The sequence below is a fragment of the Streptomyces sp. NPDC051582 genome (genome assembly GCF_040681715.1).
Classification (GTDB): domain Bacteria; phylum Actinomycetota; class Actinomycetes; order Streptomycetales; family Streptomycetaceae; genus Streptomyces.
The window spans coordinates 65029-86706 of record NZ_JBFAZJ010000019.1 but is presented as its reverse complement, the minus strand read 5'-3'; the positions used below and the strand labels follow the sequence as shown (position 1 = coordinate 86706).

The 21678-nt window shown below is 69.4% G+C and carries 16 protein-coding genes and 3 pseudogenes; 11 read left to right on the top strand and 8 right to left on the bottom strand.

The features are described 5' to 3' along the window. Positions 1-56: 56 nt before the first annotated feature. The 4 genes from AB0M92_RS24125 (at position 57) to AB0M92_RS24110 (ending at position 2053) form a co-directional block, all read left to right on the top strand. Positions 57-989 carry a DUF692 domain-containing protein gene (locus tag AB0M92_RS24125; protein ID WP_366104345.1) on the top strand — a complete coding sequence of 311 codons (933 nt, stop codon included), beginning with the start codon at positions 57-59 and terminating at the stop codon, positions 987-989. Then, entirely contained in the window at positions 989-1558 is a 570-nt protein-coding gene (locus AB0M92_RS24120; RefSeq protein WP_366104344.1) for a hypothetical protein, read from the top strand. Before AB0M92_RS24125 ends, AB0M92_RS24120 begins: the two co-directional genes overlap by 1 nt. Continuing rightward, complete coding sequence (locus tag AB0M92_RS24115; RefSeq protein ID WP_366104343.1) at positions 1555-1785, top strand: hypothetical protein; 231 nt, start codon at positions 1555-1557, stop codon at positions 1783-1785. Before AB0M92_RS24120 ends, AB0M92_RS24115 begins: the two co-directional genes overlap by 4 nt. A gap of 73 nt (positions 1786-1858) precedes the next feature. Further along, positions 1859-2053: a hypothetical protein gene (locus AB0M92_RS24110; RefSeq protein ID WP_366104342.1), complete on the top strand. Its 195-nt coding sequence runs from the start codon at positions 1859-1861 to the stop codon at positions 2051-2053. Between the two features lie 261 nt (positions 2054-2314). On the opposite strand, the gene AB0M92_RS24105 is transcribed toward AB0M92_RS24110, so the two are convergent. Next, the gene (locus tag AB0M92_RS24105; protein ID WP_366104341.1) at positions 2315-3553 is read right to left on the bottom strand and encodes an acetylhydrolase; all 1239 of its coding nucleotides are present in this window, start codon (positions 3551-3553) and stop codon (positions 2315-2317) included. A 180-nt stretch (positions 3554-3733) separates the two neighbouring features. On the opposite strand from AB0M92_RS24105, the pseudogene AB0M92_RS24100 reads away from it, so the two are divergent. Then, a pseudogene (locus AB0M92_RS24100) lies at positions 3734-4156 on the top strand (IS5 family transposase); the annotation flags it as partial. 447 nt (positions 4157-4603) lie between these two features. On the opposite strand, the gene AB0M92_RS24095 reads toward AB0M92_RS24100, so the two are convergent. Further along, the gene (locus AB0M92_RS24095) at positions 4604-4810 is read right to left on the bottom strand and encodes a hypothetical protein (protein ID WP_366104340.1); all 207 of its coding nucleotides are present in this window, start codon (positions 4808-4810) and stop codon (positions 4604-4606) included. A gap of 549 nt (positions 4811-5359) precedes the next feature. Here AB0M92_RS24095 and AB0M92_RS24090 point away from each other — a divergent pair. Next, positions 5360-6550, top strand: coding sequence for an ATP-binding protein (locus AB0M92_RS24090; protein ID WP_366104339.1), 1191 nt, complete (start codon positions 5360-5362; stop codon positions 6548-6550). A 684-nt stretch (positions 6551-7234) separates the two neighbouring features. Here AB0M92_RS24090 and AB0M92_RS24085 read toward each other — a convergent pair. The 3 genes from AB0M92_RS24085 to AB0M92_RS24075 all read right to left on the bottom strand — a co-directional run bounded on the left by AB0M92_RS24085 (position 7235) and on the right by AB0M92_RS24075 (position 10186). Then, positions 7235-8911 (bottom strand): tachylectin-related carbohydrate-binding protein, encoded by a 1677-nt coding sequence (locus AB0M92_RS24085; protein WP_366104338.1) that lies wholly within the window; start codon positions 8909-8911, stop codon positions 7235-7237. A 355-nt stretch (positions 8912-9266) separates the two neighbouring features. Next, positions 9267-9533 carry a hypothetical protein gene (locus AB0M92_RS24080; RefSeq protein WP_366104337.1) on the bottom strand — a complete coding sequence of 89 codons (267 nt, stop codon included), beginning with the start codon at positions 9531-9533 and terminating at the stop codon, positions 9267-9269. A gap of 200 nt (positions 9534-9733) precedes the next feature. Further along, positions 9734-10186, bottom strand: coding sequence for a hypothetical protein (locus tag AB0M92_RS24075; RefSeq protein ID WP_366104336.1), 453 nt, complete (start codon positions 10184-10186; stop codon positions 9734-9736). A gap of 404 nt (positions 10187-10590) precedes the next feature. On the opposite strand from AB0M92_RS24075, the pseudogene AB0M92_RS24070 reads away from it, so the two are divergent. Next, positions 10591-11260, top strand: a pseudogene (locus AB0M92_RS24070) (helicase); the annotation flags it as partial. 455 nt (positions 11261-11715) lie between these two features. Here the strand turns inward: AB0M92_RS24070 and AB0M92_RS24065 are convergent. Together AB0M92_RS24065 and AB0M92_RS24060 are read right to left on the bottom strand one after the other, a co-directional pair. After that, complete coding sequence (locus tag AB0M92_RS24065; RefSeq protein ID WP_366104420.1) at positions 11716-12147, bottom strand: DUF4259 domain-containing protein; 432 nt, start codon at positions 12145-12147, stop codon at positions 11716-11718. 69 nt (positions 12148-12216) lie between these two features. Then, positions 12217-12372, bottom strand: a pseudogene (locus tag AB0M92_RS24060) (ISL3 family transposase); the annotation flags it as partial. Positions 12373-13071: 699 nt separating this feature from the next. Between AB0M92_RS24060 and AB0M92_RS24055 the strand changes: the two are divergent. The 4 genes from AB0M92_RS24055 to AB0M92_RS24040 all read left to right on the top strand — a co-directional run bounded on the left by AB0M92_RS24055 (position 13072) and on the right by AB0M92_RS24040 (position 19809). Then, positions 13072-15108: a M4 family metallopeptidase gene (locus AB0M92_RS24055; protein WP_366104335.1), complete on the top strand. Its 2037-nt coding sequence runs from the start codon at positions 13072-13074 to the stop codon at positions 15106-15108. A gap of 596 nt (positions 15109-15704) precedes the next feature. After that, positions 15705-16568, top strand: coding sequence for a prealbumin-like fold domain-containing protein (locus AB0M92_RS24050; RefSeq protein ID WP_366104334.1), 864 nt, complete (start codon positions 15705-15707; stop codon positions 16566-16568). A gap of 236 nt (positions 16569-16804) precedes the next feature. After that, positions 16805-17404 carry an FAD-dependent monooxygenase gene (locus tag AB0M92_RS24045; protein WP_366104333.1) on the top strand — a complete coding sequence of 200 codons (600 nt, stop codon included), beginning with the start codon at positions 16805-16807 and terminating at the stop codon, positions 17402-17404. 413 nt (positions 17405-17817) lie between these two features. Then, positions 17818-19809: a calcium-binding protein gene (locus AB0M92_RS24040; RefSeq protein ID WP_366104332.1), complete on the top strand. Its 1992-nt coding sequence runs from the start codon at positions 17818-17820 to the stop codon at positions 19807-19809. 171 nt (positions 19810-19980) lie between these two features. Here the strand turns inward: AB0M92_RS24040 and AB0M92_RS24035 are convergent, their stop codons facing one another. Further along, positions 19981-21468 (bottom strand): FAD-dependent oxidoreductase, encoded by a 1488-nt coding sequence (locus AB0M92_RS24035; RefSeq protein ID WP_366104331.1) that lies wholly within the window; start codon positions 21466-21468, stop codon positions 19981-19983. Positions 21469-21678: the final 210 nt, after the last annotated feature.

The following is a 21678-nucleotide window of genomic DNA, read 5'->3' as shown; positions in this document are numbered from 1 at the left end:
ACGGTGGCCGCAGGAGGCCGTACGAGCACCGGCCCGCACCGCGAGAGGACACCCTCATGACCACCGCAGACCCGAGGACCGTTCCCGGCACCGCCGTCGCCACCACCACCACCACCGCCACCGCCACCACCGCCGTTCCGGTCGCGGGCCTTCCGTACCTCGGCTCGGGGATCGGCTACCGCAGCGAGATCAAGGAAGCCATCGACTCCCCGGCCCATCGCATCGACTGGCTCGAAGTGATCACCGAGCACTACCTGTTCGCCCCGCCCGACGTCCGGGACGTGCTGCACCGGCTGCGCCGCCGGTTCCGGATCGTGCCGCACGGCCTGGAGCTGTCCATCGGCGGCACCCGGGAGCCCTCGCCCCGCTACCTCGACGCGCTGGCGCAGTTCACCGAGGAGATCGACGCGCCCTGGTTCAGCGACCACCTGTGCTTCACCCGGGCCGGCGGCGTCGCCCTGAGCACCCTCACCCCGCTCCCCCGCACCCGGGACATCGCCCGCGAGGTGGGCCGTCGCGCACAGCGCGTGCAGGCCGCCGTCGGCAGGCCTTTGATCCTGGAGAACGTCACCTACTACATCGACCTGGACTCCCCGCTTTCGGAAGCGCAGTTCATCGCGGAGGTGATGGAGCACTGCGACTGCGGACTGCTGCTGGACCTGACGAACCTCGACATCAACGCCCGCAACCACGGCTACTCGACCGCGGAGTTCCTCGACACGATTCCCGTCGAGCGCGTGGTCCAGGTGCACCTTGCCGGCGGGACCGCCGGGGAGGAGGACCGCATGGACCTGGACACGCACAGCGAGCCCGTGCCGCCCGCGGTCTGGGACCTCCTGACGGACCTGGTGTCCAGGGCCCCCGTCCGGGCCACGCTCCTCGAACGCGACCAGAACTTCCCCGACGACTTCGGTGAACTGCAGGAGGAACTCGACCACGCCCGGCGGATCCTCGACGCCGCCCGCCCCGCGCCGGCGGGGGTGCGGTGATGGGCCTGCGCGAGGCGTTCGCCTCCGTCATCGCCTCTCCCGCCACCCTGCTGCCCGTGCTGCGGGAGGATCCCGAGGAGGTCCGGACCCGGTTCGGCCTCTCCGAGGCCGAACCGGCGGTGCTGGCGGGGGTCGACGCGGACAGCTACGCGTTCATGGCCGAGGAGAGCGGCGCGAAGCGGAAGGCCCATCTCGCGGTCGGCATCCCGAGGACCGTCGAGGCATTGACGGAACACCATCCGGAGCTGCTGGAGGCATTCTTGGGGGCGACCACGCTCGCCGAGGACGCCGACGACCCCATGGGCGTCGTACGGGCCTGCGCCGACTTCCTGGACTTCGCCGCGCTGCCGCGCCCCCTCGCCGACTTCGGCAGCTTCGAGCTGGAGCAGTACCGGCTGCTCAACGACTCCGTGGCCGCCGAGGCCTGCCGCCCGGGCCCCGCGGCGCCCCCCGCGCACGCCGAGGCGGCCAAGGGGCCGGTCGTCCTCTCCCCCGCGGTCCGCGTGGCCACGTACGAGCACGACGTCACCGACCCGGGGCCCCGCGGCAGCTGCCCCCGGAGGAGGTGACGGTCCTGCTCCAGCGGGCCTGGGACGCGCCGCTGCGGGCCTTCCGCATCGGCGCGGGGACGGGCCTGCTCCTGGCGCGGTGCGACGGGACCCGCACGGGCCGGGAGGCGGCCCTCGACGCGGACCTCCCGGAGGCGGCGACGCTGGAACTGCTGGACCAGCTGCTGCAGCAAGACATCGTCCGGGCCGCCCCCGTCATCGTCCACCAGGGTCGTCCGACCGTATGACACGGTGCCCGGGCCGGTCCTGTTCTTCTGGAGGGCAGCCCATTCCGCCCCTTTCATCACAGGAGGGCATCCCATGAACACCACACCCCGCGTTCCGGCCCCCGGCGCCTTCGCCGCGGTCACGGCCCTGACCCCGCTTCCGGACGCCGTCGCCGCCCGACGGTCGGGCCCGCCAAGGGACTTCAACTGCTTCTGCGTGTTCTGCACGAAGGCGGCCGATACCTCGAACACCCGGCCCCCGCGCTCGGCGGAGCACCGCTCGCGCTGAACGAGTCGTCCCGCACAGGGACATGACCGGAGCCCCGGCAGGACCGCCGTCCCGCCGGGGCTCCCCGGCTGTCCCGACGCTGCGGAGGCGGCGCCGCCGCCGGGGAGCGGGGCGGTCAGGACAGGCGGATCCGGCCCTGGGCGTTCGCGGTGCTCGGTGTCTGGGCGCCGGCAGGCGCCCGGGCCGTCGCCGTACAGCCGCCGGCGCGCTCCAGCCCCCACCGCCCGCCGTTGCCGAGACCGCGGGTCTTGCCTCGGGTACTCAGGGGAGGAACGTCACTGCCGGGAAGGCCGGGGAAGGCCCGTCGAGCAGGTGCCTCCGGTGCCCGCGCAAGTGCTCGTCGAAGAACGCGAGGGGGAATGCCTGCTGGATCTTCACCGCCTGGTCGGGATCGAGGGTGCCGATCACGTCCTGGAGTTGCTGTCCGCTCCATCCGTACACCTTCGCCACCTGTGGAAACAGCGCCTCATTGTCCCCGTACGAGATGTGGACGGCGCCCTGGGCCGCAATGTTCAGCCGCCAGCCCCGCAGGTGCGACCAGAAGGCGGCGGCCGCGGGGGTCTTGGCTCGGGTGAACTCGGCGGACGTCATCATGAAGGGCCGGTTCAAGTCGCCGGCCAGTGGCGGATTCATCTGCATCGGGCCGTCGAGGCTGAGCCCGGCCCGGATGCGCTCGTCCGCGAGCATGGCGCAGGCGGTGGCCGTCCCGCCCTTCGACCAGCCGAACGCGCCCATGCGCCGCGGGTCGAGGGAGCCGAGCAGCCCGGCCGGCAGCTCCCTGTGGTCGACGTCGGGATTGCACCCGGCGGCGAGCTGCTCGACGCAGTCCAGGACGAAGCGCAGGTCGGCTGCGAAGTCCCCGGGCAGCGTCGGTGCCGGCCTGTCGCGGAGCGGGACGGCGAGCCGGCCATCGGGGAACTCGGTGTAGGTGTCGTACTGGTGGGCCATCGTCACGGCCGCGTATCCGTGGCTTGCGAGCTCTTGGACCATGACGGTGTGGTCGCCCTGGTGGCTGTGCGCGCCGTGGGAGAACACGACGACGGGCAGTCGTCGGCCCGTTCGCCGCACCGGAGCACCCACGTGGCCGGCGGTGAGCGGCCTCAGCGGGGCCAGATCGCTGAACCCGACGTCGGCGAGGAACGCCTGGAACGCGCCGGCCGGCATCCAGGGCGCCACCGGGTACCGCGCGACGTCACGGGCGGGGTACCAGACGGTGGCCATCAGCTCGCGGAAGTGCCCCGGGCCCGCGATGTCGTCCGGACGCGACCGGTCGACGAGGTGCAGCTGTACCGTACCGACCGGATACGGCCCGGTCGGCCCGGGCAGCGTGAGCCGCGCGGCAGCCGGGTCAGCCGGGGCGGAGGCGGCCGGGGCGGCCCACGCGCGGCCGGCACCGGCGGCAAGCGGCACGGCGGCCCCGGCGGCCCCGGCGGCCAGCGCGGCTCCCAGCATGCTGCGGCGCGTCATGCCCTTCCGGCTGATGAACGGCGTCGTGATCAAGAGCCCTCCCCCTATCGTCAACCGTGCCGCAACGGCCATTCCGTGGGCACAGGAGGACCCTGTCACGCACCCCTCTCCCACAACATCAGCCCACGGGCTTACGCCCGGGGGCCTATGCGGTCGGCTCTGTCCGGTCGATCTGCTCGCGAGGTGGTGGGCTGCGTACCGCGCGATCGACTTCGGTCCCACGGCGGACTGACCACGAAGATCCACCTTGCCGCCGACGGCCACTGCCGGCCGCTGGCCTTCGTTGTCACACCCGGCCAGGCCGGCGACGCACCCGCGTTCACGCAGGTCATGGCCGCCATCCGAGTGGCCAGGCCCACAGGCAGACCCAGAACCCGGCCCGCGGTCGTGCTGGCCGACAAGGCCTACTCGTCCCGCGCGATCCGCGAGCACCTGCGCAAGCGCAGGATCCGGGCAGTGATCCCGCAGCCCGCCGACCAGATCGCCAATCGCAAGCGCCTTGGCAGCAATGGCGGCAGGCCTCCGGCGTTCGACAAGACCGCCTACAAGCAGCGGAACACCGTCGAGCGGTACATCAACAAGCTCAAACAGTGGCGCGGCCTGGCCACCCGCTACGACAAAACGGCAACGGTCTAACGAGCAGCCCTCCACCTCGCGGCCATCCACATCTGGGCCGCGAGGTGATCGCTAAGAAACGGCCTAGTCGAATTGCCGGGAATGGCGCTTCATTCGTCCTTCAGCGTCCGCAGACCCGAATTTCTCAGACACCGCCCCTGAGCTGCGGCGATACCCGGCCGCCTCGCCATTGCGCCCGCCTCGCTGTTCGCAAAACATCCTAAAGCGGCCAAAGGGCGCCCTCGCCGGGGGTACGAACGCCCTCGTTCGTCCATCGCCGTCCCAGCTGCACTTGTCTCAGGAAAACATCCCCGGCACCGTGGGGGCACATCCGTCGGGTAGACCGGCGACCCCCTGAAGTGGTGACGTCACGCAAGGGGCTCAGCAGCACCGCGTTGCCGCGCGAGTGCCGCACCCACAGGGCCGACCCATCCCCCCCGGGCCGGCCCTGTCGTCTTTCCTCCCCGATCACCCCGACGCCGCAGCCGGCCCGGCCCCGAACCGGGGCACGCCCTCGGCCGTCGCCTCCAAGCGCAGCCGCTTGAAGCGCAGCGAGTGACGGAAGACCCCGCCCCCGTCCACGGCACGGTCGACGCCGATCTCCGCGACCAGCTCGGGGCGGACGAGGATGACGTCCAGGACGTCACGCGCCCCCCACGACGCCGCGAACCGCACCCCCGTCCACGGATGGCCCGGGCCGGCGACGGCCAGGTGCTCGGCGACCTGGCGGGCCCGGGCGGGGCGCAGCGGGACCGTGCGGCCGACCGCGCGCAGCCGGCCCGTCTGGTCGTGTCGGCCGAGGACGAGGGGCCGCGGGCGGGTAAGGGTGCTGGTGATGGCGCCGACGATTCATCGACTGGGCGCGGTAGCGGTTGTGGCAGAGCTCCAGGGGCCGACCTCTCGACGTGGTCTCTTCAGGGCAGGCGAGTCACACGCTGCCGGGAAACTCGCGAGGAAAGACCCCCCGGCTCCAGCCTGGAACGCCCCCTGCACGCCTGTGACGGGTGTTCGCGTTGTCCTGCTCCCGGTGGCGGTACTCCGGAACGATGCTGTCGGCAACGTCGTGGACGCAGCCACCTGCGACCTCAGCACATGCGCTCTGACCTGCATGTTTTCCTCCGAATACCTAGGATAGACGTGCACGGGCGACAGCGTAAAGCGGCGTTGTCCGCGCTTTGGTGACCTGCGCTCACCATCCTCAGGACGTCCCAGGGAGGGTGCTTCATGACCGAATCCGGCAACCCCAGTCAGTCCGTAAACGTGAACGAGTACGACGCCAGTCACATCCAGGTCCTCGAGGGCCACGAGGCAGTACGCAGGCGGCCCGGCATGTACATCGGCTCGACCGGCGAGCGCGGCCTGCACCAAATGGTCTACGAGGTCGTCACGTACGCCGTCGACGAGCACCTGGCCGGCCACGCTGACGCCATCGACGTCACGATCACCGCGGACGGAGGCATTCGCGTCGCGGACAACGGGCGCGGCCTGCCCGTCGAGGCGCAGGAACCCGCCGGCAAGTCCGCCGTCGAACGCCAGCTGACGGAGCTGTCCTTCGTCCCCAAGCCCCGCACCGGCTACTGGGTGTCCGGCGGCATCAACGGCGTGGGCCTGTGCGTGGTCAACGCGCTGTCGAGCCATCTCACGGTCGAGGTCCACCGGGACGGCCACCGTTGGACCCAGGAGTACAAGAAGGGCATCCCGATCAGTGCCTTGACGAGGCGCGAAAAGAGCAGCGGACACGGCACCGCGATCGTGTTCCTGCCGGACGCCGACATCTTCGAGATCACCTCGTGGTCGTTCGCCACGCTGTCGCAGCGCCTCCAGGAACTGGCCTTCCTCAACGGGGGCCTGGCCATATCACTCACCGACGAGCGTCCGGAGCGACCGGTGCGCCACCACCACCTTGACGGCCTTCGCGCCTACGTCGCCCACCTCAACCCCTACCCCCCGAGTCTCGTCCACTCCCCCGCCATCGGCTTCACGTCGGAGAACGAGGAGCAGACGATCTCGGTGCAGGGCGCCATGCAGTGGAACACCTGGTCCCCGGGAGGGTTGCTCTCCTTCGCGAACAGCACCCGCACTCATGAAGGCGGCGCCCACGAAGTGGGCTTCCGCACCGCGCTCACGTCTGTCGTCAACGAGCACGCGCGCCGTCAACGGCAGATATCCGCAGAGGACGAGGACCTCACGGCCGAGGCCGTCCACGATGGCCTGACGGCGGTCGTGTCCGTAAAGCTCGCCCATCCCGTCTTCGAGGGATCCACCAGAACCAGGCTCAGCAATCCCGAAGCGGACACCTACGTCCAAGAGGTCGTCCGCCAACACCTCGGCGACTGGCTGGACCGCAACCCGAACGAAGCCGCAGCCATCATCCGCCACATCGTCAATGCCTCTACCGGACGCGGGAAGTGGTGACGGAGGCTCTTCAGCGCAAGGGAGAGCCCGGCGTCAGTGCCATGCCGGATACAAGCCCGCCGCCACCCGATCGTGGGAATGGTGGACCCGCTGGGACTCGGGATGCTGTGTCGAAGGGGCTGGTGGGGGCGTGCGGACGATAGGTGACGGGCTGGAGCGGCTCCTGTACACGCGGCCGGTCCCGGTGACGACGACGGACCAGCTGAAGGCGTTGCTGCGGTGGGAGCGGGGCTCCGCCCGGCAGATCGCCGCTGTCCCGGGCGTGTCCCAGCGGACCGTCCAGCGAGTGACGTCTGGAGGCCGGGGCCGCCCGCACATGCCCCGTGGTCAGCTTCCCAGACAACCGGTCCCCGGCCAGCCGATGGATCAGAACTCACGAAACTGAGACAGCGTCACCCCTGGAGCGATAAAGGCCAAGGACAGTGATCCAACGCCCGTCTCTCACATGAAAGACAGTGACCCCGCACCCCAAAACAATCACTGACCAGCATTAACACACTGCCCCGAAACCGAGAGATCGCACGCAACTGGTCGGCGTCCTCGCCCGGGAGCGGGGCATCGGGCGAGGACAGGCCGCGCCGGTCGTGCGGGCGATGATCGAGGAGCGGCTGGACGGCTTCGATGCGGCCGTCGCAACGCCCTTCACCGGCTGAGTGGAGAGGTGCACACAAGCCCCATCATCTGTCAGAAATTCCCGGGGTTCCCCTGGGGCACGTCGTTGGTGACAATATGGTCGTCTTCGTCGTCGTCCCCGAAGATGCCGGCGATGCTTTCGACGATCTGGCCGACCGCCTCGACCGCGTCCGTGCCAACACCGGTGATGTCGCTGACAGCCTGCTCCACAGTCCTTACCGGGTCTCGAGCGAGGTCGCTTACGGCGCCTACAGCGAACGATGTCACCCCGGCCAGCGGATTCGGGCCGCTGATCGTGATGAGAGGCAGCTTGAGAGTGCTCGTCGCCGCCCAGTGCAGACCTAGCTCAGCCTTGAGTCCGATCTCACCGCCGACGCCGAAATGCTGGCCTCCGATCGATACACCGAGTTGCCCGCCGATCTCGCCCGCGGACAGGCCGATCTCCCCACCCACCCCATTCGGGCCGGCCTCCCCGGACATATGGGCATTGGGCCCCACGGCATGTCCGGTAGCGCTCCCCCCAGCACCCGGAGCACCAAACGAGGCCGATCCGTCAAGCCTGACCGTGACTACTTCGGCGTAACCCTTTGCGGTGAGAGTCTTTCCGTCGACCGAGCCTTCGAATTTCACGATGCCGATCTGCAGCCGCAAGTCAGCCGTCACCGTTATGTCTCCGGCACGCGCTCGCAGCGCTCCAGACTTGTCGAGGAAGGTTTGTCTGTAGGAGAAGCTCTCTCCAGGCACGCGCAGGGGGCCGACCGGCACAGGCGCTCCAGCCGCTACCAGCCCTTCTGCAACCTTAAGGGATCCGTTCGCGTCGAAAGTCTTGCGCTGGTAAGTGATCACACCGGGGGCGTTGGGATCGAGCTTGCCGACGGGGACGTGTTCAACGGTAGGTATCGTCGCGGGGGACAAGTCACCGACGAGGTAAGCGGTGTCGCTCATGACGGTGCTGTAGATGCCCCAGCCCCCGCCAACGTTCTTTCCACCGGCTCCTGCCGTCCACTGGTTTGAGCCGTCTTTCGCGCCGTCGTGGCGGTACCACTGAAGATCCCCACCTGGTGTGATTCCGTAGATCACTCGGCCGCCGCCACCACCGCTGAAGACGGTGCTGTAGATGTTCCAGCCTCCGCCGACGTTTCTTCCACCTGCCCCTGCCGTCCAGCGGTTCGAGCCGTCTGCCCAGCCGTCGTGGAAGTACCACTGAAGGTCCCCACCTGGTGTAATTCCGTAGATCACTCCGCGGCCGGCGCTGAAGACGGTGCTGTAGATGTTCCAGCCTCCGCCGACGTTATTTCCACCGGCTACAGCTCCTTCCGTCCAACGGTTCGAGCCGTCTGACCAGCCGTTGTGCCGGTACCACTGGAGATCCCCACTTGGAGTGATTCCGTAGATCACGCCGCCGCCGCCGCTGAAGACGGTGCTGTACTTGTTGAAGCCTCCGCCGATGTTCTTCCCACCAGCTCCTGCCGTCCAGCGGTTCGAGCCGTCTGACCAGCCGTCGTGTCGGTACCACTGGAGATTCCCATTTGGTGTGATTCCGTAGATCACGCCGCCGCCGCCGCAGAAGACGATGCTGTAGATGTTCCAGCCTCCACTGACGTTTTCTCCGCCTTCCCCTGGCGTCCAGCTATTCGCGCCGTCCTCCCACCCGGCGTGGCGGTACCACTGCAAATCGCCGTCCAGCGTAATGCCGTAGATGATGGCGAGTATTCCTCCCTCTGCCATGACTCCTCCACATATCGATCGAATGAATCCGCTGCGCGCTCATCGTCCGGAATCTGCTTGCGAGGATCTGGCTCGGGCCATAAGGAGAAGTTACATTCATCCCGCAGCCTGCGGAGAATCCAATTCATACTGGATCTTCGTGACGTGCCCCACCCCAGCTACATGCCCCTCATAGCTTCGGGCGTAATAGCCATGATGTCGCCTGCTATGACTCCTCCGCTTCTTATTCCGAGACACCACTCACAAGAGCCAACCGCCCTGGCCGAGTCACAGAATTCTCACGTAGCGGCGTGGCCGGAGTTTCCACACGGCGAGGCGATTACGGGTATGAACCCGTAGTTCTGCCATTGCACGATCATGCGCCGTCAGGAACGAGTTTCTTCAACTCTTCCCGCGGAATGACGATAATTGGGGTCACGCCACGCTCGGCGATCCAGTGCACGACCTCGCCCACGACGTGTGTCACTTCAAGAACGCCCTCGACGAACCGCGCGATCCCCTCGCCGGTGCATATGCTCTCGCAGATGGCTATATCTAGCGGAGGTAGCTCGCTGCCGTCGCTAGAGTTGGGCCCTGAATTTCCTCCTCCAGAGTAGCCGCCTTCTCCGTCCGCTCCGGACATGCCACCTTCGTATCCACCTGCCGCCTCGGCAGCTTGGATCTGGTCGAGCACGTCTGGGGCGAGTACGAGTATCGGTCCTCCGGACCCGTTAGCCTGCAAGTAGTCTCGGGCTTCCTCGGCTGTGCTGAAAGATGCCGCTGGCTGAGTCATCGCTACCCCTAAGTTCGCCGCCAACCCACCGCTCTTAGCATCACTCCTCCCTAGAGGCCGTGACAGTCTTGCACCTGGTAGCCATACGTCGGATAAGTCTTTTTCAGAATTTGCTCGGTGTAGTCCTTGAATGCCTTGGCGGCGCCGCTTGGCGCGTTGCCCCAGTCAAGCAGTCTGGCCACCGCTGTAGCGGCAAGCTGCGCCGCCGCTGCGGCGTGGCCCTGTGCCTCTTCAGGAGTGACAACGTGCCCAGTGTGCAGCTCCATCCCTACAAAGATTTTAATTGAAACGGTGAACGACCCATACGTGAGACTGGTGAATGTCGTTGGCACGCACTCTGTTTCAAGTCGGTTCGGTCCTGATTGATGGAAGCGGTACGCCCCTGCATCAATCACTCCCGACGCCTCTGGTGCGGGGCCAGCCAAGAGGGTCTCAACGTCTGGAAATTCGCCCATGGCGATCCCCCAGTGTGAATTGGGCTGTGTTCGCAGAGATTTCTGCACTTGCCAGGTTAGTCGCGACGAGACGCGACCGCATCCCAGAAGGCGCTGAGCAGACCTCGATTCATGGTGGAGATGAGCCCACCTGCAATCTCTCGGCTTCGTGTCAGTGCGCCACCTGCACGAACACCGCCTGGTGACAGCGGAACCGCCCACATCTCTCACATCCGTGACAGTGAGCCCCGGCCCGAACCCGGCACTGAACTGCGCCAACACGCAGGCCCTCACTGTCTCTCACGACACTGTCACCGAACCGAGAGATCGCACTCGGACGCCCCTGGGCCGCCATCCACGACAACACCCGCATCCCAGCCGACTACCGGCTCTACCTCACCGCCACCCCGCGCATCCTCGCCGCGGCCCGCCCACAGAAGGGCACCCAGGGGCAGGAGCCGGAGATCGCAACCATGACCGACGACCCGGACGGCACCTACGGGACGTGGCTCGCGGAGCCAGGGTTGTCCGAGGCGATCGAGCGAGGCATCCTCGCCGGGTTCGAGATCGACGTCCTGGAAATCAGCGACCCCGGACCCGTCATCGGCGTGCTCTCACAAGAGTCTCTGCTAGGCCGGCGCCTGGCACTGCTACAGACCGCGCTCCCGGAACACACGGCGGCGTACAACCTGCGTACGGTCATGACCTTCCACCAGAAGGTCGAGGAGGCAGCCGCGTTCGCCGAGACTGCCGGAGACGGCGGCCGAGCTGTACGTCACCGACGACACTGACGCCGACCTGGTGGCCGCGGAGAAGCTGCCGAAGTCCTCCGTCGAGGTCGAGTTCTACGAGCTGGAGGCCGGCCGCCACGTCCCGCCGGACCGGGTCTGGTCGGCATGGCTGTGCGGAGACCACCTCGTCACCGAACGGCGCCAGGTCCTACGTCAGTTCGCGAACGGCATCGACGCCGACAGCCGGCGCGTGCACCGGGCGTTCCTCGCGTCCGTGCGCGTGCTCGGGGAGGGCGTGGACATCACCGGCGAACGCGGGGTGGAGGCGATCTGCTTCGCCGACACGCGCGGCTCCCAGGTGGAGATCGTCCAGAACATCGGCCGGGCCCTGCGGCTCAACCGCGACGGCTCCACCGACATGGTCGCCAGCGCCAGCTTCCGGCCGCACAGGCGGCCCGGGACCCGCAGGAAACGCGCGGCCGCCGACCGCGACCCCGGCCCTGCGCCGTCACGGGATGGCAACGCTTGGAGCGGGGATCGTCCGGGCGAGGTCGCGTTCGTCGGATCGAGCACGCCGTCGCCGGCGCGCCTGCGGGCCGTGGGGTGCTGGTCGTGCTTGCACTTCACGAAACGGCGACGTCCTCACCGCCCGGCTCACCGTCACCAGTGGTGAACTCCGCCCGGTCCAGCCGCAAGGACCGAAGGCACACCGATGACTCCTGTCCCCCGCCGCCGCGCAAGGCCGGCCCCGCGTCTGGCGGCTGCGCAGCCGCTGCGCCGCTCGCCTCCCGAGGCCGTCCCGGTCGACCTCGCTGGTTGTTCACGTTCAGCGGTTCTTGCTCAGCTCTCGTGCCGAATGATGCTCCGTTATGGCTGGACATCGAAGAGAGCGGTGGAAGGGGGTGGCGTGGCAAGCACGGCGCGAAGGCGGGTGAGTATGTCTCGCCACTGTTTCCAGTCCTCCGGGTCGACCCAGTTTGAGGCTGGCCCGTCCTCGACGCTGGCGATGCGGGCGAGGGCTTCATCGGCGAGGGCCCGTAGGTCGGCAGGGAACACGGGCATAGGTGTTTCCGGAGCGTAGGACATGTCGACGGGTTCACCTCCCGGGCATTGCGCTGCGATGAGTGCAGCGGCGGCCACCGCCTCTTCTGCTTCCTTGAGATAGCCGGTGGCGTCGATCGTCCGGATGAGGGCGCCTCGGATCAGGGCTTCGCGCGCCTCGGGCTCGGCGTCGTCGAGAGCGTTGGCGAAGTCCGCGGCTGTGTCGTTGTCGAAGGGGCCGGTATCCCAGGTACCCATGCTGATCTCCCTTGCGTAGGGTCGCCCGGATCCTCGCATCAGGGACTGACAACATGACTGCGGGGCGAGCAGGACCCGTTTACGCAGGAGGTCGAAGCCTGCACGGCCGAACATCTGGCGCTTGAGCATCTTGATCCGGTTGACGTGGCGTTCGACGACTCCGGAGTTCCGGGGCAGCGTCAGGCCGACGATGACCGCGTCGCGGTCTCGGTCGATGCCGGCTGCGAGAGTGTCGAGCGTGATGCCCGCCTTGTTCGGTGGGTGCAGGTCGTACGCGTGGCGGTACTGCTGCGGGGTGTAGCACGCGATCTTCCACTTGGTCCGGCACTCCTCCATGGAGAGCCGGCTTCCCTCGACGCGGATCAGCTGGTGGCCGGCGACGGCCGGAAGGGCCGCGGCGGGCGGGAGCGCGGAGGCGGTCTCGGTCACCGGGGCGGCCGCCGGCGTAGTGAGCGCGAGGCCTGCGGTGGCGGCCGTGATGACCGCGGCGCGCGGCCACGTATGACGAACTGAAGTCATTGCGGACTCCCTTGAGGGAGTGGCGCCGCGTGAAGCGGCTTCCACGATCTCACCCGCCAAGCCATGTGCGGGACAAGAGTGTTTGACGCTTGATGGCGAACGCTTTACCTGATGCGGAAGACTCCCGGGAGCGCCGAGGCCGGAGCAAGTACCGCCTTGTCTGTGACGTGTTGGGCGCATATGAGCCAATAGCCTTCGCCCCCGGACGTCCGTTCACCGGACGCCACTTGGTGAGAACAGGACACCTTTTGGCGAATTCCTGACGCGTCCATGGCGATCACGAAGATCGCTGGCAACCTCTCTCCATCCCCACTGGCACCACCAGCACCACGAGCACCACACGCTCCGCCCGGCCGCCCCCATCACGGCTGTCGGTTCCACCCCCCACACTCAGATGGAGTCCGCGTGAAGTCCACGCACCGCCGGAACGCCACCGCCACGGGCGCCCTGCTGACCGCCGCCGCCCTGCTCACCGTAGGAGCCCAGGCCGCCAGCGCCAGTGCGCAGGCCGAGGAGTCGAGCACGACCGCCTCCCAGGGCCGGTCCGTACCCAACCCGGGCGCGCTGCCCGCGCAGCTCTCCCCCTCCCAGCGCGCCGAGCTCATAGCCAAGGCGCAGAGCACCACGGCCTCCACGGCCGAAGAGCTCGGCCTCAGCCCTCAGGAGAAGCTCCTCGTCCACGACGTGGTCAAGGACCAGGACGGTGCCACCCACACCCGGTACGAGCGTACGTACGAGGGACTTCCCGTCCTCGGCGGCGACCTCATCGTCAGCCGCACGGCCGCGGACCGGACGCAGAGCGTCAGCAAGGCGTCCGCCGCCCAGCTCCAGGGCGTCTCCGTCGCCGCTCCGGCCGACGCTCCGGCAGCCGCCGCCGCGAAGGCCCTCGCCTCCGCGAAGACGATCGGCTCCAAGGCCGACAAGACCGACGCCGCGCCCCGCAAGGTCGTGTGGATGGCGAAGGGCGTGCCGACCCTGGCCTACGAGACCGTCGTCGGCGGGCTCCAGGACGACGGCACCCCCAACCAGCTCCACGTGATCACCGACGCCAAGACGGGCGCCGAGCTCCACCAGTGGCAGGGCATCGAGACCGGTGTCGGCAACACCCACTACAGCGGCCAGGTCACCCTCGGCACGTCGGCGTCCGGTTCGAACTTCACACTGAACGACGCCGGCCGCGGCGGCCACAAGACGTACAACCTGAACCGCGGTACGTCCGGCACGGGCTCCCTCTTCACCCAGTCCAGCGACACCTGGGGCAACGGCGCCAACTCCAACGCCGCCACCGCGGGCGCCGACGCCGCCTACGGTGCCGGGGTCACCTGGGACTTCTACAAGAACGTCCTCGGCCGCTCCGGAATCCGCGGCGACGGCGTCGCCGCCTACTCCCGGGTCCACTACGGCAACGCGTACGTCAACGCGTTCTGGGACGACGGCTGCTTCTGCATGACCTACGGCGACGGAACGGGCAACAACGACCCGCTGACCTCGCTGGACGTCGCCGGCCACGAGATGACGCACGGCGTCACCGCCGCCACCGCCGGGCTCGAGTACAGCGACGAATCGGGCGGCCTGAACGAGGCGACCTCCGACATCATGGGCACGTCCGTCGAGTTCTACGCGAACAACCCCAGCGCGCGGGGCAACTACCTCATCGGCGAGCAGATCGACATCAACGGCGACGGTACCCCGCTGCGCTACATGGACAAGCCGAGCAAGGACGGCGGCTCCAAGGACGCGTGGTACTCCGGCATCGGCAACCTCGACGTCCACTACTCCTCGGGCCCGGCCAACCACTGGTTCTACCTGGCCTCCGAGGGCTCGGGCGCCAAGACCATCAACGGGGTCAGCTACGACTCGCCGACCTCCGACGGCCTGCCCGTCACCGGTATCGGCCGGGACAAGGCACAGCTCATCTGGTACAAGGCGCTCACGACCAAGTTCAACTCCAGCACGGACTACGCGGGTGCCCGTGCCGGCACGATCGCTGCGGCGACCGAGCTGTACGGGGCCGGCAGCGCCGAGGTCAAGAGCGTCACCGACGCCTGGGCCGGCGTGAACGTGGGCACCCGCTCGACCGGCACCACCACCCCGGGCAAGGTCTTCGAGAGCACGACCCGGGTGGCCATCCCGGACTCCCCCGGTCCCGCGGTCACTTCGTCGGTCACCGTCAGCGGGGTCACCGGCAACGCGCCGAGCGCCCTCAAGGTCGGCGTGAAGATCACCCACACCTACATCGGTGATCTCCAGATCGACCTCGTGGCCCCCAACGGGACCTCCTTCCGACTGCAGAACTCCTCGTCCGACTCCAATGCGAACCTGGACAAGACGTACACGGTGAACGCCTCGGCCGCCGCGGCCAACGGCACCTGGAAGCTGAAGGTCCAGGACAAGGGAGCCTCCGACGTCGGCACGGTGACCGACTTCAAGCTCACGTTCTGACCGGCCGGCCACGTCCTGAAGCGGGTGCCCGCCGCCAGGGACGCGGCAAGGGGTGGCGTACGTAGGACCACCGGAGCGCCTCTCCGGGCTCAGCAACCGATCCCGCCCCACCGCGTGGGGCGGGATCGCCGTATCCGGCCGAGATCCGCTCACACCCCGAAGGACCCCCTGCCGGTAGAGCTGAAGGTCCCTTTCCGCCGCGCCCAAGCGCTCGCAGGGGTCGTCGAGGGTGATCCGGACCGGACCAGTTCGAGTTGTCGGCGAACGCGGGCGTATCCACCTTGCGCCCCAACGGCTCGATCGCCATCCGGGTGATGCGCCCTGACAGAAACGGAAAGGTAGAGAGCCGCAGCCCCTGGCACGACGAGCACGGCTACCCAACCATCACCCACCTCCACCGCGACGCTCCACACCGGCGAACCTTCCAGCGCTATCAGGCGCTCCGCCGACTGGAGCTGCCAGGCCTTCTCGCTCGCCGACAGGCTCTTCGTCTACCGCGGTCATCCCCGGAGCCCGAGCCAGATCGGGAGCAGCAGGAGCCGGGGCGGCGGCCTGGGGTCCGTGGAACGCCGTCGGGCCGGCGGGGCCTGCTCCGGGTGCTCCGAACGCCACCGGGGACCGGAGGCCTCCTCCTGGCCGCCCCCGCCGCCCACGCCGCAGGCGAGCCGGGGATCGACATCGTCAAGAAGGACACCCCCACCGGCTCGGAAGCCAACACCGAGGACACCCGCGTCCCGCTCCCGAACACCAATGACGTGCCGCTGAACATGACCATCACCAACAATGGCACCGAGCCGCTGGTCAAGGTCGAAGTCACCGACATCGTGACCCAGGGCACCGCCACCCTCACCGACCTCTCCTGCAACTGGCCCGACGGGACGGCCTCGAACGACCCCAACGGCAGGACCGTGCGCTGGGAAGCCACCTTCGGTGACGACCCGAGCCAACGGTTCGCCGTCGGTGCCTCCTACGTCTGCACCGCCATCCTGACCGGCATCAAGCCGGGCGAGCCGCACACGGACGAGACCACCGTCACCGGCGAGGGCGCCCTCAGCGGCACCGCCGTCACCGACACCGACCCGTGGAAGGGCACCCCTCCCGGAACGTTCCTCGTCGTCAAGAAGGACACCAAGACCGGTCGGCCCCTCGCCGGAGCTGTCTTCGAGCTCTGGAGCGAGACCAACGACCGTCCCGGCCTCCAGCCCACCGGCACCGACAGGGACACCCCCATCGACAGCTGCTCCACCGACCGCCAGGGACGCTGTGAGTTCCACGTCCCGGCCGGCCAGTACTACCTACGCGAGACCGCCGTCCCCCAGGGCTACCAGCTCCCGCGGCAGCCGGTCAGCGGCCCCTACCACCTGACGCCCACCACCCTGGAACACCCGTTCAAGGTCATTCTCACCAACAAGCGCGACAAGCACGGCAAGCACGGCAAGGGTCCCAAGCATTGTCGGTAAGCGTTGGGCGTCGAGCGCCCATCAGCACACACCCACCGCCCGGGGTGCGTGCCACCCGGGACGCCCATGGGGCACCCGACCGACCTCCTGTTTGGCAACCGATGGCAGCAGCCTGGTCACCGCACGACAGCCATGATCACGACATTTACCCAGCCTGACCAGGACACAGTCATCCCCTCCTCGCCTCCGACAGCAACATCCGCGACACGTACATGGTCCCGGGGGGCCGGCAGATCATGCGGCGCAGCCACAACGCGACCGAGACACAGGTGTACTTCGTGATGCGCGAGGAGTCAGCGGAAGCGTGCGCGATCCACCGCGCCCCCGTCGAGCAGCAGCAGAAGTTATGGGCCGACCGGTTCCGGGACGCCGGATGGCAGACCGACCGCTTCATCGAAGGCATGAACGACAGCCCGTTCTTCTACTCCCAAGAGATCGCACAGGTGCGGATCGACAGCTGGTCCAAGGGCCGGGTGGCCCTGGCCGGTGACGCCGCGCACTGCGCCTCCCTCTACAGCGGCATGGGCATCTCCGGTGGGCTCATCGGCGCGTACGTCCTGGCCGGCGAGATCAACCGGCACGCGGACGATCTGCCGACCGCGCTGGCCAACTACGACCGCGTCCTGCGGCCCTTCGTCAACGAGATCCAGGGCGAGGTCAACCCCCGCATACTGCGCGTGGGCATGCCCCTGAACAAACACGCCATCAGCGCCTTCCAGAACGCCACCGCGCTGGCCTGCTTCTTCCGGATCCCCGACCTGGTCGCGCGGTTCTCCAAGGAGGACCGCGGCGGCGATTGGCAGCTGCCCGCCTACGCCGACGCCCGCGCCATCTGAGCCGCCCCCGCGCGGCGCTCGGGAACGGACAGCGAGGACGCGTGCCGGTCTGCGACAGGAGCCAGACGCTCGGCCACTCGGGGATGCACCGTGTCGCGGGGCCGAAGACGTCGTCCAGAACCTACCGCGAGAGAAAGGTCTGGCCGTCCTCGGCCACGACCTGATCCGGATGCTCTCCCCCCGGCCCCTTGTCGTCGTTCCCGTTGCACACGCGGGCCGCGGCCGCCTGGTTCGCCGGCCGCTCCGGCCGACGGCCGCCCGTACCGGGCCGTTCGGATGACCGGGCCGTCACTCCTGGGGGTGGAACACGGCGGTCCAGTGGGCGCAGCCCCGGCCCGCCGCGGCCCCGCCCCGACCCGGTGTCCCAGAAAGCTGGGGCACCCAAGGAACCGACGGACGGAAGTGGTTCGCGCATGCCCCAGCACTCCCCACGGCGCCGGACCGGGCGCGCCGGCGCCGCCAGCGCCGCCGCCCTGGCGCTCGTACTCGGCCTGCCCACGGCGTCCGCGGCCGCTCCCGGCGATCTGGACCCCGCCTTCAGCGGCGACGGCAAGGTCGTCACGGACGTGACCGGCTACGAGAACGTCTCGGGCATGGCCGTCCAGCCCGACGGCAAGATCATCACGGTGGGCGACGGCTACTTCGACGAGACCAGCGGCGACTTCGTGCTGGTGCGGTACAACGCCGACGGCAGCCTGGACACGACCTTCGGCGGCGACGGCATCGTCAACACCGACTTCGACTTCAACAACGACGAGGCCAGGGCCCTGGCCCTGCAACCCGACGGCAAGATCATCGCGGTCGGCGGGTCCACCTCGATCGCCGGATACGGCGACTGGGTGGCCGCCCGCTACAACCCCGACGGCAGCCTCGATACGACCTTCGGCACCGGCGGCAGGGCGGTCACCGACATCGACCCGGACGCGATCGAGACCGCCATGACCGTGGCCGTGCAGCCCGACGGCCGCATCGTGGCGGCCGGTCAGAGCTTCGCGAGCTGGGTCGTGGTCCGCTGGAACGCCAACGGCTCCCTGGACCCGACCTTCGACGGCGACGGCAAGGCCGTCACCACCTTCCCGGGCGGAACCTTCGCCTCGGCCGCCGACCTGGCCCTCCAGCCCGACGGCCGGGTCGTCGTCGCCGGAGCTGGCCCCGGCGGCGTCACGCTCGCCCGCTACAACACCGACGGCAGCCTCGACCCCACCTTCGACGGCGACGGGCGGGCGACCCCCGGCTTCGGGGCCAGGGCCCGGGGCGTGGCCCTGCAGTCCGACGGCCGGATCGTCGTCGCGACCGGCGATGACAACGTCTTCGGGCTGGCGCGATTCACCGCCGGAGGCGCCCTGGACCCGACGTTCGGCAGCGCCGGCCGGGTCACCACCACCTTCGGACCGGACATCGCCGACGCCGCGGACGTCGCCCTGCAGGCCGACGGCCGGATCGTCGTCGCGGGCCGGTACGCGGGCGACTGGGCGCTGGCCCGGTACAACACCAACGGCGCCGCGGACACCTCCTTCGACGGCGACGGCCGGCTGACGACCGACTTCGGCGGCCCCTCCGAGCAGGCCTCCCAAGTGGCCCTGCAGCCCGACGGGAAGATCGTCGCCGGCGGGGTCGTCGGCCAGGCCAACAGCCTCGCCGCCGACCGCGGCGTGGCCCGCTACCTCGGCGGTGGCGGCACCACGCCCCCGCCGCAGTCGGCGGACCTGTCCGTCACCAAGTCCGGTACGACGACGGTGAGCATCGGCGACCAGGCGACGTACACGGTCCGGGTGACCAACGCGGCCTCCTCCACGGCGACCGCGACGGGCGTCTCCCTGACCGACTCCCTCTCCGGAGCCGGCGGCACCCTGATCTCGGCCGCGCCCTCCCAGGGCACCTGCACCACCACCGCGACGGGCGCGACCTGCGCCCTGGGCAGCCTGGCCCCCGGCGCGAGCGCCACGGTCACCGTGACCGCCGAACCGCGCACGACCGGCACCCTCCGGGACACCGCGTCCGTGACCGGCTCCCCGCAGGACCCGAACACCGGCGACAACAACGCCACCGCCACCACCTCGGTCAACAACGCCCGGGGCTGCACGATCATCGGCACGTCCGGCACCGACACCCTCACCGGCGGCTACGGCAACGACGTCATCTGCGCGCTCTCCGGCAACGACACCGTGCGTGCGGGCTTCGGCAACGACACCGTCTACGGCGGTCCGGGCAACGACAACCTCGACGGCGGCTTCGGTGACGACACCATGAACGGCGACCGCGGCAACGACGTCCTCACCGGCTACTACGGCAACGACCGCCTGACCACCACCGACGGCGTGAGCGCCAACGACACCGCCAACGGCGGCTCCGGCTCCGACACCTGCACCACCGACACCGGCGACACCCGCATCAGCTGCCCCTGACGGACAGCCAACCGCGCACCCCCACCAGCGCCGGCCGGGCGAAACCCGGCCGGCGCCGGGGCGCAGCCCCGCCGGGCAGATCCGACTCCTTGTCGTCGTCCGGGTTCACCTCCCCGCTGGCCTGTACGACCACGACCCGGGGCGGAGACGACGGTGATCACCGCCCTCTGGTCACACTCCGGCTCGGTCGTGGCGCGCCATGTGGTCGGCGGCGATTTCGGCGAGGGCCGGTCCGGTTTCCTCGTAGGCGAGCGGGGCGAGGTCGGGGGGCGGCACGTAGCCCTCGGGCATGGCCGCGTACGCGTTCTCCATCCGGGCGGCGTAGGCGTCCGTGAGGGCCTGGGGCCAGGAGCCGGTCAGGGGTGGCCGCATCCGGGCCTCCGCGGCAAGGGCCGCGTGATGGGCGGCGGCTTCCGCGGCCGCCTCCTTGGCCGTGAGATCGGCGATCAGCGCGCGGCAGGGCGTGAACGCGGCCAATCGGTCCGGTAGCCGAGGCGGCGGGTTCACGGGTGCGAGGAGGGCTGCGGCGAGGTGGGTGGCGATCAGGGGGGAGGCGTGCAGGCCGTCGCGGTGCGTGCCCGATGCCACCCACAGGCCTTGTCTGGGGGTGGGGCCGATGACGGGTTGGCCGTCCAGGGACAGGGGCCGGTTGCCGTGGTGGGTGGCGATGAGGGAGGCGCCGGCTAGGCGGTGGTCGAGTTGGCAGAGCGCGGCGTCGAGGAGGAAGCGCAGCGCCCCTGCGGTCGGCCTGCTGGTGGGGGTCAGGGCGGGGTGGGCGCTGGCGCCGAGGTAGAGGGTGCCGTCGGCCTGGGGGACGGCGTGCAGGCCGCACGCGTAGGCCCGGTTGGGGGTACGGACCACCGCCGGCCACGCCTCGGGACCGGTGACGGTCACGGAGGTGCCGGCCGCGGTGAGGACGGGGACGACGGGCAGGTCGGGATCGAGGGATTGAAGGATCGGCGTGGTCCAGGAGCCGGCCGCGACGATCGCGCGCGGAGCGCGGAAGACGCCTGCCCCGGTGGTGAGGAGGTAGCCGCTGCCCGGGGCTCCGGTGAGCGTGCCGGCCGGGGTGCGGGTCACCTGGGGCAGGGCGGTCAGGGCGGCGTCCAGGGTCGCGAGCCAGGCCCGGGCGTCCAGGAACTGCTCGTCGGGCAGGTACCAGGCGCGCAGCGCGCGGTCGTTGTCGAGCGGCCGGTATCCGGGGATGTCCGCCGCAGTGGTGTCGTGGCAGGCAAGGTTGTGCTCGGCCGCCGCCCGGGCGACGGCGGTGAAGGAGGCATCGTCGAGGCGGGAGGAGACCGCGTTCAAGATCATGAACGTGCCGACGCCGTACCCGTCCTGCTCCGGCGCGCTGGTGCCGGCGCGGGCGCGGACCTGATCGCGCCAGGCCGGCCACCGCCGCGCGGCCGCGGCAGCCAGTTCGATACGCAGTCGCCCGTAACGGGTCCGCATCCCGAGGTCGGTGACCTCGCCCAGCACGCCGAGCATCGCCCCCGCCGCACCAGACGCACCCCCACCCCCAACCCCACCGGGACCGGCTGTGCAGGTGTCGCCGGCCAGCACCACCCGAACCGACGGCTCCGCGGCGGCCAGCGCGAACGCCAGTGACCGGCCCACCACCCCCGCACCCACCACCAGCACATCAACATCCCGCGCCACCAGCAACTCCTCACGTCCACGGGCCCGCAGCCGCGGACACCGACCTGACCGCCGCAACCCAGCGGCCTACCCGCGGCAATGCCAGGCAACGACCGGGCAGTTGTGGCCGTACCCCGACCGCACCGTCCCACGCACGCGGACTGCGTGCACCAGCCCCGCCCGCCCGTGTGGCGCCCTTCACCCCTGCGGCCCCGCCTCTGCCGGGCCCGG

Coding starts and splice junctions, on each gene's coding strand:
- AB0M92_RS24110 (WP_366104342.1), top strand. CDS start 1,859: ATGAACACCACACCCCGCGTTCCGGCCCCCGGCGCCTTCGCCGCGGTC.
- AB0M92_RS24125 (WP_366104345.1), top strand. CDS start 57: ATGACCACCGCAGACCCGAGGACCGTTCCCGGCACCGCCGTCGCCACC.
- AB0M92_RS24085 (WP_366104338.1), bottom strand. CDS start 8,911: ATGGCAGAGGGAGGAATACTCGCCATCATCTACGGCATTACGCTGGAC.
- AB0M92_RS24080 (WP_366104337.1), bottom strand. CDS start 9,533: ATGTCCGGAGCGGACGGAGAAGGCGGCTACTCTGGAGGAGGAAATTCA.
- AB0M92_RS24065 (WP_366104420.1), bottom strand. CDS start 12,147: ATGGGTACCTGGGATACCGGCCCCTTCGACAACGACACAGCCGCGGAC.
- AB0M92_RS24040 (WP_366104332.1), top strand. CDS start 17,818: ATGCCCCAGCACTCCCCACGGCGCCGGACCGGGCGCGCCGGCGCCGCC.
- AB0M92_RS24045 (WP_366104333.1), top strand. CDS start 16,805: ATGCGGCGCAGCCACAACGCGACCGAGACACAGGTGTACTTCGTGATG.
- AB0M92_RS24120 (WP_366104344.1), top strand. CDS start 989: ATGGGCCTGCGCGAGGCGTTCGCCTCCGTCATCGCCTCTCCCGCCACC.
- AB0M92_RS24090 (WP_366104339.1), top strand. CDS start 5,360: ATGACCGAATCCGGCAACCCCAGTCAGTCCGTAAACGTGAACGAGTAC.